Below are 13,671 nucleotides of genomic sequence, written 5' to 3' on the forward strand. Positions count from 1 at the left end.
TCCATTATATAATATGATCACAAATACCGAGTTAGAACAAAAGGGAAATGCATTCCCTTCTAACGTAATTTCCTTTAGTAAAGATGTTGATACGCTTTACTTTACCACAGAAAACGATGTGGCTTTGCAAATCACGATCCTTAGGGATGGTTTGCTGCGTTTTAGATATTCTACTACCGGCAGGTTCGCCAAAGATTTTTCTTATGCCATCTCCAAATATGCCAGCGCTGGATATAATCACTTAGATATTGAGGAGAAGGAAGATTGTTACAGTATCACCACTACCAAAATTATATGCGAAGTCTCCAAAAAAGGATTATTAATAAAGATTTATGATCGTGCAGACGGAACATTGATCAACGAAGACGAACTGGGTTTTCATTGGGAAGATAGCTACGAATTTGGTGGCGATATCGTGAAAATGAGTAAAGTTTCTCACGATGGCGAAAGTTATTTTGGCCTTGGTGACAAACCGGGACATTTAAACCTTAAAGGAAAACGCATTGAAAACTGGGTAACCGATTCTTATGCTTACGGAAAAGACACCGATCCTATTTATAAAACTATTCCATTTTACACCGGGCTTCATAATAAGAAGGCCTACGGAATATTCTTTGACAATACCTTTAGATCTTATTTCGATTTTGCGCAGGAACGGCGTTTTGTAACCAGTTTTTGGGCACAAGGTGGTGAAATGAATTATTACTTTATCTACGGCCCGAAAATGACTGATGTTGTGGAATATTACACCGATCTAACCGGAAAACCGGATCTGCCTCCACTTTGGGCTTTGGGCTTTCATCAATGTAAATGGAGCTATTATCCTGAAAGCAAGGTAAAAGAAGTCACTTCTAAATTCAGGGAGCTGCAAATTCCTTGTGATGCTATTTACCTGGATATTGATTATATGGAAGGTTTCAGGTGTTTTACCTGGAACAAAGAATATTTTCCCGACCCAAAACGAATGGTAAAGGAACTTGAAGAGGATGGTTTTAAAACGGTGGCGATAATCGATCCGGGAATTAAAATTGATAAAAATTACTGGGTTTATAAAGAAGGGCTTGAAAACGATTATTTCTGTAAACGAGCAGATGGGCCTTATGTAAAAGGAAAAGTTTGGCCCGGAGAATGTTATTTCCCCGATTATACCAATCCGAAAGTTAGGGAATGGTGGTCTGGATTATTCAAAGAACTAATTGAAGATATAGGAGTTAAAGGGATTTGGAACGATATGAACGAGCCTGCGGTGATGGAAGTTCCGAATAAAACTTTCCCCCACGATGTAAGACACGACTACGACGGTAACACCTGCAGCCATAGAAAAGCCCATAATATTTATGGGATGCAAATGGCAAGGGCAACCTACCAGGGTGTAAAGAAATTTTCACATCCAAAAAGACCATTTGTGATTACAAGAGCGGCCTATTCGGGAACTCAACGATATACCTCAACCTGGACCGGAGACAATATCGCCAGTTGGGAACATTTATGGATTGCCAATATACAAGTACAGCGTCTCGCAATGTCTGGCTTTTCTTTTGCCGGGAGTGATATTGGCGGTTTTGCCGAACAACCCCACGGTGAACTTTTTACCAGGTGGATTCAGTTAGCAACTTTTCATCCGTTTTTTAGGGTGCATTCTTCCGGAGATCACGGCGACCAGGAACCCTGGACTTTTGATGAAGATATTACCGATATCGTACGTAAATTTATTGAACTGCGCTATCAGTTGTTGCCTTATCTATATACCGCATTCTGGGATTATACCGAAAGAGGCGTGCCTTTAATAAAATCGCTGGTGATGTTTGACCAGGAAGACGTAAACACGCACTATAGAATAGATGAATTTATTTTTGGCGACAGCATTCTTGCCTGCCCGGTTATAGAGCCGAACGCCAAAGGAAGACGTATGTATGTGCCACAAGGCCAATGGTATAACTACTGGACCGACGAGCTGGTGAAAGGAGGTAAAGAAATGTGGGTAAATGCAGATATAGATAGTATGCCGGTCTTTATTAAAGAAGGCGCCATTATCCCGAAATATCCAATACAACAGCATGTAGGTGAAAAGAAGATAGAAGAAATCACCTTAGAGATTTATTACAAAAAAGGTAAGGAAAATTCTCAATTTTTTGAAGATGCCCACGATGGCTACGACTATACGAAAGGCCGTTTTTGTCTAAGGAGTTTTAAGCTTACAGGAAGGAAAAATCAACTAATTATTCAACAGCATAAAGAAGGCTCTTTTGACTCGGACTGTAAAAATTTCAAATTGAAAATTCACGGATTACCATTTGAAGTTAAGACTATCCAATTGGATAATGAAACGAAATCTTTGGATCATTTACAAGTTAACGGATGCCTCACGATGATTATCGATGAAAACTTTACAGAATTGGATTTCAATGGAGAAAACGGGAATAGCTAACTATTCCTTGCTTCTCTTTCCATAGGCATCAAACACTCGTAGATCATTTTATTTACGGGTGTTGAAATGTTTAATTTTTTAGCTTCTTTTACAATAAACCCGTTGAAATTTTCTAATTCTGAAGGCCGCCCCGCCATAATATCGCGTTGTGTAGATGCAGTAGTGTCCGGTGGTTGATTTTGGATAATTTCAAAAGTCTTTTCCAGATGTTCCTCTTCCAAAGAAATTCCCTTTGCATTTGCTACCAACTTAATTTCTCGCGCGGTTTTTTGCAATAAATCATATAGATATTCGCTTTCCCTTATTTTATCTATAGAAACCCGTGTTAATCCGCCAAGGGCGCTAACAGTTGCGATATACAAAAACTTCTTCCAGATTTCCAGCTGAATATTTTCGGGATTAAAATTGGTAATTCCCGCTTTCTCAAAAACCGATTTTAATTGTTGAATTCTTTCTGATTTTGAATTATCAACTTCTCCAAATGTGATACGCGGTTCAAAGGAAACGTGTTTTATATTCCCTGGTTTTTCTACAAAACTTACAATATGGCAAAGCCCCGCCAGTATATTTTTCTTCGGAAGGATTTCCAGTAGTTTTTCAACATTATTAGCACCGTTTTGTAAAGGTAAAATCATCGTTTCAGCTGTAATAATAGGCTTCAATTGCTTTGCTACATCCTGAATTTGCCAGGATTTTACACCTAAAATCACCAGGTCTGGGGTAGGAACTTCAGCTAAATTATCGGTCGCTAAATTGGGCTTTACTTTGAAATTCCCGTTGATGCTTTCAACTTCGAGTCCGTTTTTGTTAATCGCTTCCAGGTGTTTTCCGCGGGCAATCATGCTAACGTCAAAACCTGCCTGGGCTAGTTTGCCGCCAAAATAACCGCCTACACCACCAATTCCGAAGATTAGAATGTTCATATTATTTGTGTTTTTCATTACAAAAATAAAATATGTCTAAATTCTAAATTTATTATCACATCTAAGTTAGTGAACATGTTAGAAGCTGAAACAAGTTCAGCTTGACGAAATTAGATTTTTAGAGATAATTTATAGTTATTCCTTCTATTCCTGGCTAAAAAAATTTTGTCTTTGCTAATTTTTTTAAACTTTAAACGTTTTAAAGATATTGCAAGCTTATCTTTTTTATTTTTACAAAAAATCTGAGATCGCCCTATGAGCACATCTTTTGAAAAGTACCAGAGACGCCGTTTGATATCGTCTTATTTTTCGGTAGTGATTAGTATTGCTTTAGTACTTTTTTTATTGGGAATGCTGGGATTGCTGGTCTTGAATACCAAAAAAGTAGCCGATCATTTTAAAGAGCAAATCGCCCTCACCGTATATTTAAAAGATACCGCCAAAGAAGTTGAAATTGAACAACTCAAGAAAAGCCTGGCGATGGCCGATTATACAAAATCTTCTACCTACGTTTCAAAAGAAGAAGCAGCCGAAGCGCACAGCAAAGAAATAGGCGAGGATTTTATGGAGTTTTTAGGTTATAATCCTTTACAGAATTCCATAGATGTTTATATGAATGCCGACTTCGTCTCTGGTGAACAGGTAGATGAAATCGCCTCCGATCTTACTTCCAAAAACTTTGTTGATGAAGTGGTTTATGATAAACCGCTTATCGCACTTTTAAACGAAAACGTAAAGAAGATAAGCCTTTGGGTGCTTATTGCCAGCGGGGTCTTTACTTTTATCGCGGTGTTGCTTATAAACAGTTCTATTAGACTTTCAGTATATTCCAAACGATTTATTATAAAGACCATGCAAATGGTAGGCGCTACCAAAGGTTTTATTCGCAGGCCATTTATCTGGCAAAGCGTAAAATTGGGTATAATAGGTGCCACAATCGCGCTTATTGGTATGGCCGGGGCGCTGTATTACCTCAACAGTAGTTTCCCTGAACTCTCACTTACCTCTGACGTAAAACTACTCACTGCGTTATTTATAGGCGTTTTTGTTATGGGGATCCTTATCACCTGGCTAAGCACCTTTTTCGCTACTTCAAGGTTCCTAAACCTTAAAACTGACGAGCTTTATTACTAATAAAAACGGGGAATTCCTTTTTCTTTTTAAGAAAAATCTTTTAGAATAATCTTTCCTGAATTTTGCAGTTTTATTCTGCAAAAACCCCTTTTTATTTTTTGAAAAACGCAAACGTTTTAGTTTTCGAAAACCCTTGAAAACACTATAAACCCTTTGTCGTGTCTCTCAAAATTCTTTCTACCAAATACTCTCAAACCTGACTCCCGTCATAGATTCTGCTGTATTTCCGCCCCAACTTTGTACCAAACTTAAAACCAAATATCATGAGAGTTTTAAAATCATATCAAGTAATACTAACAGGAGTATTTTTTATGTTGCTAACCGCAGGCAGCATGTTCGGACAAAACTTTAGAATGGATGATTCTTCAGAAATTATTGTGGAAGGAACTTCTAATATCCACGATTGGGAAATGAAAGCAACTTCCAAACAAGGAGGAGCTACAATTACCACCGAAGATGGAAAACTTACCGGAATTTCCAGCTTACAAGTTACAGTGCCTGCTGAGAGTTTGGAAAGCGGAAAAGGTGCAATGGACAAAAACACTTACAAGGCGCTTAACACCAAACAACATAAAAACATAGAGTTTAAATTGGATGAGGTTAAGAAAATCGAGGCCAGGGATAGCAATTCTTATAAAGTAACTGGCCTTGCTACACTACAGATTTCAGGAGTTTCTAAACAGGTCCCAGTGGAATTTACCGCAAAACTTAATGGAAACAAATTGGAAATTAATGGCGAAGAAAGCCTCAACATGACCCACTACAAGGTAGATCCTCCTACTGCTATGTTTGGAACAATTACCACAGGAGAAGACGTAACTATTAAATTCAAATCAACATTTTCTAAATAACTATTCAATTTAAAAATTATCACAATGAAAAATTCAATCAAATATTTCGGTATTGCTCTTATGATGGCCATGGGCTTTCAGACACAAGCACAAGACGTAGATATAGAGAAACAATCTATATGGGATAGAGACCTTCCTAACTTTAGAGCACCAGACCAGCGTGGTATCAATGATTTCGAACCAACGAAAGATACTTATACTAATTTTGACGGTGTACAGGTAAGATTGGGTGGAGCTTCCACCATACAATTACAAGGATTAAGCCAGGAAAACGCTTCGGGTGCACCTGCACTTCACGACCTAGGAACTAATTTCAACCTTGCTACCGCCAACCTTGTATTAGATGTGCTTTTGGCTGATGGAATGAGGATGCACCTTACCACCTATTTGTCTTCTTTACACCACACTGAAGCATATGTAAAAGGCGGTTATATTCAAATCGACGGTCTTGACTGGATCAGCAAAGATTTATCCGGTGTTATGGATAACTGGAGGGTGAAAATTGGACACATGGAAAACAACTATGGTGATGCCCACTTCAGAAGATCTGACAATGCCCAGGCAATTTACAACCCATTCGTAGGTAACTATTTGATGGACAGCTTTACAACTGAAGTTGGTGCAGAGGTTTACTACTTCAACGGACCCTGGTTAGCCATGGCAGGTTTTACAAACAGTACTATCAACCAAAGTTCCTTAGCAACTGACAGAGATCCTTCATACCTTGCAAAAATTGGTTTTGACAAGCAAATTAATGAAGATTTCAGATTTAGATTAACAGGATCTGTTTTCCACTCTGGATTCAGACCTAACTCTTCACGCGGAAGTACTCAGTACCTTTACAGCGGTGACCGCGCAGGAACAAGATACTACAACGTAATGCAGGGAAATGTAGAAGGAGTTCGTTATGACACCGACTTTAGAGCAGGTAGACTTAACCCTAACTTTGGAGAAGAGCTGACTGCTTTCATGATCAACCCTTTCATCAAAGTAGGCGGACTTGAGTTCTTTGGAATCTATGAAAATGCATCAGGTTCTGATGACGAGACCTGGAACCACTATTCAGGTGAGCTTATCTACCGCTTTGGTGCAACAGAAGATTTCTACCTAGGTACACGTTATAACACTGCAAACAATGATGATGTTTCTGTCAACCGTTTTAACGTAGGTGGCGGATGGTTTATGACCAAAAACGTTCTTGCAAAAATTGAGTATATAAACCAGCAGTATAACGACTACCCTACGGGAACCTACCGCGACGACGCAAATTTCAACGGATTCAACATTGAGGCAGTAATTAGTTTTTAAGTTGAATTTTATGCCCCCGGATGCTATCTCTTAGAGATTCGCCGGGGCTTTTTATTTCCTGTTTTCAGCAATTTTTTAGTTCAAATTACGATTGCTTACACTTATAATAATGCTCCATAATTCAATCAGGATGAAAACTTACTTTCTATTTCTCTTCGCTTTTTGTTTTGCTAATGCAGGCATGGCTCAAGCGGGTTTGGAAACCAAAGAAATTACTATCCTTCCAGATAGTAACCTGAGTATTTCTGGCACTACCAACATCAACGATTTTGAATGTGATTTTAATACACTTTATTTTAAAAACGAAAGCTTTAAAGCGCATTATATAGAAAAAAAAGGTATTCTAGATTTTAAAAATAGTGTGCTACCACTGGAAAATTCGAAATTTGACTGTGGAAACCGAAAAATAAACAAAGATTTTCAAGAACTCCTTAAAACTAAAAAGCATCCAAAAATCCTGTTGAAACTTAAAAAAATAGATCTGAGCCGGGAAGGAAACCCAATGGTTACCATAAGTTTTAATATTGCGGGTGTTGATAAGGATTACAAGTTTCCGGTAGAAATTACCAGGGATAAACAACTTTGTTTTGATGGAAAACTTCAGCTAAATATTAAAGATTTTAACCTGGAAGCACCCAGCAAAATTTTCGGTTTGATTGTATTGGATGAAGAAATTGAGATCAATTTTAATCTAAATATTCAAACTTAAAAGTGTGAAAAAACTAAAAATACTATCAGTAGAAGATGCGGTTGCCAAAGTAAAATCTGGTGACCGTGTTTTTATTCAGGGTGCTGCAATGACCCCGGTGACACTAATTGATGCCTTATGTGATCGTTATAATGAATTATCTGAGGTAGAAATTATTCAAATTCATACCGAAGGAAAAGCAAAATACACCGAAGAGCCGTACGCAAGCGCCTTTAGTATAAACACATGTTTTGTAGCCGGTAATGTTAGAAATGCAGTTAACTCAAATAAGGGTACCTATATTCCAATATTTTTAAGTGAAATACATAACCTTTTCCGCAGGGATATTTTGCCTTTAGATGTAGTTTTTATACAGGTTTCCCCACCCGACAAACATGGGTATTGCTCCCTTGGAGTTTCAATAGACATTACCTTACCGGCTATTCAAAAAGCAAATAAAGTAATTGCCCAGATAAATCCCCAGGTGCCGAGAACACACGGTGACGGGATAATTCATAGCAGCCAGATTGATGCGGCCATAGAGGTAGATGAGCCCATTTTTGCTTCCACAATTACAACACCTACCGAGATTGAACAGTAAATTGGAAAACACGTAGCCGAATTAATTGAAGATGGCGCTACTTTGCAAATGGGTATCGGCGGTATTCCCAACGTGGTTTTACACAACTTGAAAAACCACAAAAACCTGGGTATCCATACTGAAATGTTTTCTGACGGAATTTTGCCACTGGTTAAATCTGGAGTGATAACCGGAGCAAATAAAGAGATAAAAACCGGTAAACTGGTTACCTGTTTTGCTATAGGCTCACCTGAATTGTACGATTTTATAGACGATAATCCCAGCGTTCATTTTAAAGAAGCCGCTTATACCAATGATACTGCCATAATTAGGAAAAACCCTAAAGTAACGGCTATAAATTCAGCAATAGAAATTGATCTTACCGGCCAGGTTTGCGCCGATACTATTGGAAAATTTCAATTTTCGGGAGTTGGTGGGCAAATGGATTTTATAAGAGGTGCAGCCCTTTCTGAAGGCGGCAAACCAATTATTGCAATGCCTTCTATCACTAAAAACGGAATTTCCAAAATTGTACCTTTTTTAAAAGAAGGCGCCGGTGTAACCACTACCAGGGCCCACGTACACTATATCGCTACAGAATACGGAGTAGTGAACCTGTATGGAAAAAACCTTAAACAAAGAGCAAAAGAACTTATTTCTATATCACATCCCGATCACCGGGAACAATTGGAAATAGATTCATTTAGTCATTTCAGATAAAGATATTTACTTTGTTTTTAAAGCCTGAAGAAACTTATTTTTCTTCAGGCTTTTTTTTTGCATTTATGATTTTGCTCATAAAAATACCGTAACCTGAACGCTAATTTTACTTCAGAATTAAAAACTAAAATCATGAAACTTTACAAGACTTTACTGGCAGATTTTGAAGAGATGAGTTTGGGATACTCAGCAATTGGGATTATCGCTTCCAGTTGTTTGGGATCTGTAGCCGCGATGCTAATTTTAATGAACGGGCATACCTTTGTTGAAATGTTTCAACTGTTTATTGTAGTTGTGGTCTGTATGGGGTTTAATACGGTAATTTTGGCTCAGTTTAAACCAAAAATTGTATTTAATGCACTCTTGTTAAGCCTTGCCATTTCCTCTATCTTTATTCTTATAAATATTTTCTAAAGCCTTTTTATGAAAAATGATATTAAAACCCGGGAAGATGTTTTTTTACTGGTTTCCGGATTTTATAAAAAAGTAAGGCAAAACCCTGAAATTGGTCATTTTTTTAATGGGGTTATAAAAGACTGGGATGCTCATTTTGAGAAATTAACCGATTTCTGGGAGAGCAACCTCTTTTTTAAAGCAACCTATAAGGGTAATCCTCAAAAGGTTCACGTAAAAGTAGATCAGGAAAATAACCAGGAGGTTTCCTCATATCACTTTGGGATCTGGCTGAATTTATGGTTTGAAACCATAGACGATTTATATGAAGGCGAGATGGCAAATCGGGCTAAAAATAACGCTCGTAAAATGTCTTCGCATCTATATTTGAAGATCTTCCAGGCCCGCGAAAACCACCAATAAAAAAACATCGAAAAAGTCTTCTTTAACAATACTCGATTTAACTATCATCGAATTATATCCTGAAACAAGTTCAGGATGACGATAATACTACTTTTCTGAATTCAATCTTAAAAAACTGAACATAAAAAAAGCCCTAAAGGCCTTAGCTTTTAGGGCTTTCTCAAATATTAAATTCTAGTTATAGAAAATCTACTTTTCCGGAATCTAAATTGTAATAAGCAGATACAATTTTCACTTTTCCGCTATCGGCAGCTTCTTTAATAATAGTAGAGCGTGTCTTAAGCTCTTCAGCAGTTAGTTGTGCATTTTTCTTTACTACATCATTTACGGGAGCATCCTTGCCTGAAGCAGCGATGGCCGGTGCAATATGAGAAACCAGGTGATTAAGATTGTAACCATTATCTCCTCCGCTCATGGCGGCAGTAACAGCACCACAGCTTTCGTGACCCATTACTACAATAATTTCAGTACCCAAATGTGCTACCGCGTATTCCATACTGGCAATAGAAGAGCTATTTGCGATATTTCCGGCTACACGCACGGTAAATAATTCGCCCAGTCCTGCATCAAAAGCAAGTTCCGGTACTACGCGGCTATCGGCACAGCTTAAAACAATCGCGTAAGGCGATTGCCCTTTGGTTAATTCTTCTCTACGAGATTTATCCTGTAATTTACCTTCTTTATTATCGGCAGTGAAACGCCCATTACCTTCTTTAAGTCTATTTAATACTTCGTCTTTAGTCATAATTCCCTATTTAAATTTATTATTTTTCTTCTGAAAAAAAAGTCGGAAAGGACTTTTACATCGAACTATAAACATAGGGATTTCTACCATATTTAGCAAAAATGTGATCGTTTAAAGCTGTGATTTTAATAGGTTAGCAAAAACTTTAACCAAATTTTACGAGTTTACCCATGCAGAATAAGCACCGGGAGTCTTTGCTGTTTGGTTTTGGCAGCCGAGAGCCTGTTGAGAAGTTTTTCGGTAATATGAAGTTGACGGGCAAAAAACACAATAAGATTGGCGTTAGCATTTGCATCTGGCCAGAATTTTTCTAAAAAATCTGATTCTTTTTTGAGGGTTTGCCGGCAGAGTTTATAATTAGGCAACCTGAAATCTTCAATTTTTGTACCCGAATTATTTAAATCAAATTCCCAAACATCCAAAGTTACATCTTCTGTAACCGGCAACTTCTGTAACAATTGTAAAGCTTCTGTATGAACCGGAAATCGCAAATCTAAAGGAAGGTATAATTTTCTCCATTGTTTAAAATCGCAATTTGGCACTACCAAAACGGGACATTTTACTTTTTTTGCCACATTACAGGTATTGCCACCTAAACCCTGGAAGTTGGAAGTGTTTTTTCCTGAAGCCCCCATTACAATAAGGTCTATCTTTTTTTCAACAACAGTTTTTCGGGTGGCATTTATTAGATTATCGGTAAAAGGAAGAGCTGAAAAAGTATGATTTTTCGCAGCAAGTTCTTTCTGAAGTCTAGCTACCAGTTTTAAAAGCGCTTCCTTCATTAGTGCCATTTCAGCCGTTGAAGCATGAAGAACATAAAATTTAGAAGACCCCGAAGTTAAATTCAGGGCATACCTCGCGGCATTATAAGCCTGAGCAGAAAAATCTGTAAGTATTAAAACATTCATGGGCTTGAAATTTCAGCACTAATTTTGGCCAAAAATAGCGTGAAAGATCAATCACAAATATGATTCCCGTCAGGTCTTTAAAAATTAACTGATACGCTCCAGTTTTTCGGCGTCTAAAAGCTTTACATTTCTGCCTTCAATCTCTATAAGCCCTTCTTTCTTAAAATCGGAAAGAGTTCTTATTAGCGTTTCTGAAGCTATACCGGCAACTCCGGCAAGATCGGCGCGGGAAATCCTAATGCTATGTAGAGGATTTTTCTTTATTTTATGCGCAAAAAGTAGAATGGTACGAGCGGTTTTTCTTCTTACCGACGCATAAGCGATTTCAATAAGCTGCTCTTTCACTCCCATTAAATGATCGCCCATTTCCTGCAGCAATTCCATACTAATATTGCTATTATTTTTCAGGATTTCGCGTAAATCGTCTTTAGAAACCACGTAAAGTACACTATCTTCTAATGCCGTGGCATACTCCCCGTATGCTGTGTTTTTATTAAAGCTAAGATTTCCGAAGAAATCACCTTCTTTGTATAATTCAGTAATCATTTCTTTGCCGCGACTATCAAATTTATGAGCTTTTACCACCCCGCGTTCTACCATATAAAAATGCAGTGAAGATTTTCCTTCTTCATAAATATTTTCCCCGGCTTTAAAACTCATTTGCTCCCGGCTTCTCATCATTTCGCGAAAAGCCGTTAGATTCTGAACAGCCTCCGCCCCATTATTATTATTCTGTGCCTGTAAAATTTCTACTTTTGCCAACCTGCTTTCAATAGCGCTTAAAAGATCTTCTTCTTCAAAAGGCTTGGTTAAATAATCGTCGGCGCCAAGATCCATTCCCCTTCTCACATCTTTGTGCTCGGTTTTTGCCGAAAGAAAAATAAAAGGAATTCCTTTAGTTTCTGGATCTTCCGATAGTCTGCTAAGCACATCATAGCCATCAAGCTCAGGCATCATAATATCGCAAACAATTATATCGGGTAGTTCTTCTTTGGCTTTATCTACTCCCTTTTTTCCGTCGGGTGCGGTTACTACTTCATAATTTGAGAGTTCCAACAATTCTGCAGTATTCTCTCTAACGGTCACATCGTCTTCAATTAAAAGTATTTTTTTCATAAGGTATTTTCAATTTCCCCAAAAGTAGACCTGGTGGTCATCTATTTTGGTTAGGTAATGTTACGGTAAATTTAGTGCCTTTATTTTCTACGCTTTCAAAAAATATAGTGCCTCCCATATTTTCCACATGCACTTTAACTATATTAAGCCCGATGCCGGTTCCCTGATTTAGCAAGGCATTTTCGGCCCTAAAATAACGTTCAAAAATATGTTTTTGATCTTTCTGCGGAATTCCCATTCCTTCATCTTCCACTTCAAAAACAACCTGCTTATCCTTCGGAAATATTCGAAAAAATATCGTGGAATCTTCTGGTGAGTATTTAATGGAGTTTCCAATTAAATTTGAAAGAATGAGCTCCAATATCTTTTCATCCTGATACAGGGTTACATCTTCCATCTCATTGTCATATTCAATCTCCTGCCCATATTTTAAAGTCACATTTGCGTTGTAGATCACTTCGTTAACCAGCTTATTGAGACTAAAAGCAGTGTATTTGTAATTTACATTTCCAGATTCCAATCTTTCCAACGAAAGGAAATCGTTAAGGATATTATTCAAATAATGCACCTTATTTTTTATGGTTGTAAGATGTTTTGTTCTTTTTTCCTGCTGTTCGGTTTTGGTATATTTTTCAGCTAAAATAGCCGAAGTAAGGATTCCGCTTAGCGGAGTTTTAAATTCGTGGGAAACAAGGGAGAGAAATTTTGTTTTTAACTCATTGAGTTCCTTTTCCTGTTTTAGTGCGAGTTTAATGCGCTTTTCAGCTTCCTTTCTCTTTGTGATTTCTTTTTCTAAGTCATTAACAGTTTTTCTAAGTTCCCGGGTTCGTATTTTGATCTTATCTTCCAGCTCAGCATTGAGCTCTCGAATACGCCGCTGATTTTCTTTTCTAACGGTAATATCTACTATCAAAGACATTACAAAACGCTCCCCATCTACCTTAAACGGGTTTAAACCTGCCTCTACCGGAAATTGCGTTCCATTCTTTTTTACACCAAACAAATCCCTGCCGTGGCCCATTTGTCTTTTTTCACTATGCTCCATAAACCTATCAAAATGTTCATGGTGATTGGCTTTGTACCGCATTGGGATAAGAATATTTAAATGCGCCCCCAAAAGCTCTTCTTTTTCATAGCCAAACATAGCTAATGCAGCCTTATTCCCAGTGACGATTATTTGCTCACTATCTACTACGATAACGCCTTCTGAAGCCGCCTCGAATAAGGTATCAAATATTTGTTCGTTCTCTCTAAAAAATTCTAAAGCCACAATTTATTGGTTAGGTTTTATGGAAACTAAATTACGAAGTGTTGAACGAATTAATAAGAAAAGAAGATTTTAATTTTCTTTTCTAAATAAGAGGAAAGTCAATGTGATTTTTATTATCCAGTTAAAATCTAAGGCTTAGCGATTTAAAACTTTCAGCTTTTTTCGCTAATATCCCTTAGTTATT

At 37.5% G+C, this 13,671-nt stretch carries 12 protein-coding genes and 1 pseudogene; 8 read left to right on the forward strand and 5 right to left on the reverse strand.

Features of this window, described 5'->3' with window-relative positions; genetic code table 11:
• Positions 1 to 13 precede the first annotated feature (13 nt).
• The gene (locus LB467_RS00145) at positions 14 to 2,428 is read left to right on the forward strand and encodes a glycoside hydrolase family 31 protein (RefSeq protein WP_224472009.1); all 2,415 of its coding nucleotides are present in this window, start codon (positions 14 to 16) and stop codon (positions 2,426 to 2,428) included.
• On the opposite strand, the gene LB467_RS00150 is transcribed toward LB467_RS00145, so the two are convergent.
• Entirely contained in the window at positions 2,425 to 3,351 is a 927-nt protein-coding gene (locus LB467_RS00150; RefSeq protein ID WP_224472010.1) for a ketopantoate reductase family protein, read from the reverse strand. The genes LB467_RS00145 and LB467_RS00150 overlap by 4 nt on opposite strands.
• 255 nt (positions 3,352 to 3,606) lie before the next feature.
• Here LB467_RS00150 and LB467_RS00155 point away from each other — a divergent pair, with 255 nt between their 5' ends.
• The 7 genes and pseudogenes from LB467_RS00155 to LB467_RS00185 all read left to right on the forward strand — a co-directional run bounded on the left by LB467_RS00155 (position 3,607) and on the right by LB467_RS00185 (position 9,448).
• Positions 3,607 to 4,485 (forward strand): cell division protein FtsX, encoded by an 879-nt coding sequence (locus LB467_RS00155; protein WP_224472011.1) that lies wholly within the window; start codon positions 3,607 to 3,609, stop codon positions 4,483 to 4,485.
• A 263-nt stretch (positions 4,486 to 4,748) separates the two neighbouring features.
• Positions 4,749 to 5,336 (forward strand): YceI family protein, encoded by a 588-nt coding sequence (locus LB467_RS00160; RefSeq protein WP_224472012.1) that lies wholly within the window; start codon positions 4,749 to 4,751, stop codon positions 5,334 to 5,336.
• A 24-nt stretch (positions 5,337 to 5,360) separates the two neighbouring features.
• A complete protein-coding gene (locus LB467_RS00165; protein ID WP_224472013.1) occupies positions 5,361 to 6,644 on the forward strand; it encodes a hypothetical protein in 1,284 nt (427 codons plus the stop codon).
• Positions 6,645 to 6,774: 130 nt separating this feature from the next.
• A complete protein-coding gene (locus LB467_RS00170) occupies positions 6,775 to 7,353 on the forward strand; it encodes a YceI family protein (RefSeq protein ID WP_224472014.1) in 579 nt (192 codons plus the stop codon).
• 4 nt (positions 7,354 to 7,357) lie between these two features.
• Positions 7,358 to 8,632, forward strand: a pseudogene (locus LB467_RS00175) (acetyl-CoA hydrolase/transferase family protein).
• Between the two features lie 132 nt (positions 8,633 to 8,764).
• The gene (locus LB467_RS00180) at positions 8,765 to 9,046 is read left to right on the forward strand and encodes a hypothetical protein (RefSeq protein ID WP_224472015.1); all 282 of its coding nucleotides are present in this window, start codon (positions 8,765 to 8,767) and stop codon (positions 9,044 to 9,046) included.
• A 9-nt stretch (positions 9,047 to 9,055) separates the two neighbouring features.
• A complete protein-coding gene (locus LB467_RS00185; RefSeq protein ID WP_224472016.1) occupies positions 9,056 to 9,448 on the forward strand; it encodes a group III truncated hemoglobin in 393 nt (130 codons plus the stop codon).
• Positions 9,449 to 9,626: 178 nt separating this feature from the next.
• On the opposite strand, the gene LB467_RS00190 is transcribed toward LB467_RS00185, so the two are convergent.
• The 4 genes from LB467_RS00190 to LB467_RS00205 all read right to left on the reverse strand — a co-directional run bounded on the left by LB467_RS00190 (position 9,627) and on the right by LB467_RS00205 (position 13,487).
• Positions 9,627 to 10,193: a carbonic anhydrase gene (locus tag LB467_RS00190; protein WP_224472017.1), complete on the reverse strand. Its 567-nt coding sequence runs from the start codon at positions 10,191 to 10,193 to the stop codon at positions 9,627 to 9,629.
• A 164-nt stretch (positions 10,194 to 10,357) separates the two neighbouring features.
• Entirely contained in the window at positions 10,358 to 11,101 is a 744-nt protein-coding gene (locus tag LB467_RS00195) for a universal stress protein (protein ID WP_224472018.1), read from the reverse strand.
• 84 nt (positions 11,102 to 11,185) lie between these two features.
• Positions 11,186 to 12,217 (reverse strand): response regulator, encoded by a 1,032-nt coding sequence (locus LB467_RS00200; RefSeq protein WP_224472019.1) that lies wholly within the window; start codon positions 12,215 to 12,217, stop codon positions 11,186 to 11,188.
• A gap of 37 nt (positions 12,218 to 12,254) precedes the next feature.
• Positions 12,255 to 13,487, reverse strand: coding sequence for a PAS domain-containing sensor histidine kinase (locus LB467_RS00205; protein ID WP_224472020.1), 1,233 nt, complete (start codon positions 13,485 to 13,487; stop codon positions 12,255 to 12,257).
• Between the last annotated feature and the right edge of the window lie 184 nt (positions 13,488 to 13,671).

The sequence above is a fragment of the Salegentibacter tibetensis genome, assembly GCF_020164485.1.
GTDB classification, from domain to species: domain Bacteria; phylum Bacteroidota; class Bacteroidia; order Flavobacteriales; family Flavobacteriaceae; genus Salegentibacter; species Salegentibacter tibetensis.

What these genes read in the sequence shown, in the direction of transcription:
- LB467_RS00155 (WP_224472011.1), top strand. Translation starts at nt 3,607, where the DNA reads ATGAGCACATCTTTTGAAAAGTACCAGAGACGCCGTTTGATATCGTCT.
- LB467_RS00185 (WP_224472016.1), top strand. Translation starts at nt 9,056, where the DNA reads ATGAAAAATGATATTAAAACCCGGGAAGATGTTTTTTTACTGGTTTCC.
- LB467_RS00195 (WP_224472018.1), bottom strand. Translation starts at nt 11,101, where the DNA reads ATGAATGTTTTAATACTTACAGATTTTTCTGCTCAGGCTTATAATGCC.
- LB467_RS00165 (WP_224472013.1), top strand. Translation starts at nt 5,361, where the DNA reads ATGAAAAATTCAATCAAATATTTCGGTATTGCTCTTATGATGGCCATG.
- LB467_RS00150 (WP_224472010.1), bottom strand. Translation starts at nt 3,351, where the DNA reads ATGAACATTCTAATCTTCGGAATTGGTGGTGTAGGCGGTTATTTTGGC.
- LB467_RS00180 (WP_224472015.1), top strand. Translation starts at nt 8,765, where the DNA reads ATGAAACTTTACAAGACTTTACTGGCAGATTTTGAAGAGATGAGTTTG.
- LB467_RS00145 (WP_224472009.1), top strand. Translation starts at nt 14, where the DNA reads ATGATCACAAATACCGAGTTAGAACAAAAGGGAAATGCATTCCCTTCT.
- LB467_RS00200 (WP_224472019.1), bottom strand. Translation starts at nt 12,217, where the DNA reads ATGAAAAAAATACTTTTAATTGAAGACGATGTGACCGTTAGAGAGAAT.
- LB467_RS00190 (WP_224472017.1), bottom strand. Translation starts at nt 10,193, where the DNA reads ATGACTAAAGACGAAGTATTAAATAGACTTAAAGAAGGTAATGGGCGT.
- LB467_RS00160 (WP_224472012.1), top strand. Translation starts at nt 4,749, where the DNA reads ATGAGAGTTTTAAAATCATATCAAGTAATACTAACAGGAGTATTTTTT.
- LB467_RS00170 (WP_224472014.1), top strand. Translation starts at nt 6,775, where the DNA reads ATGAAAACTTACTTTCTATTTCTCTTCGCTTTTTGTTTTGCTAATGCA.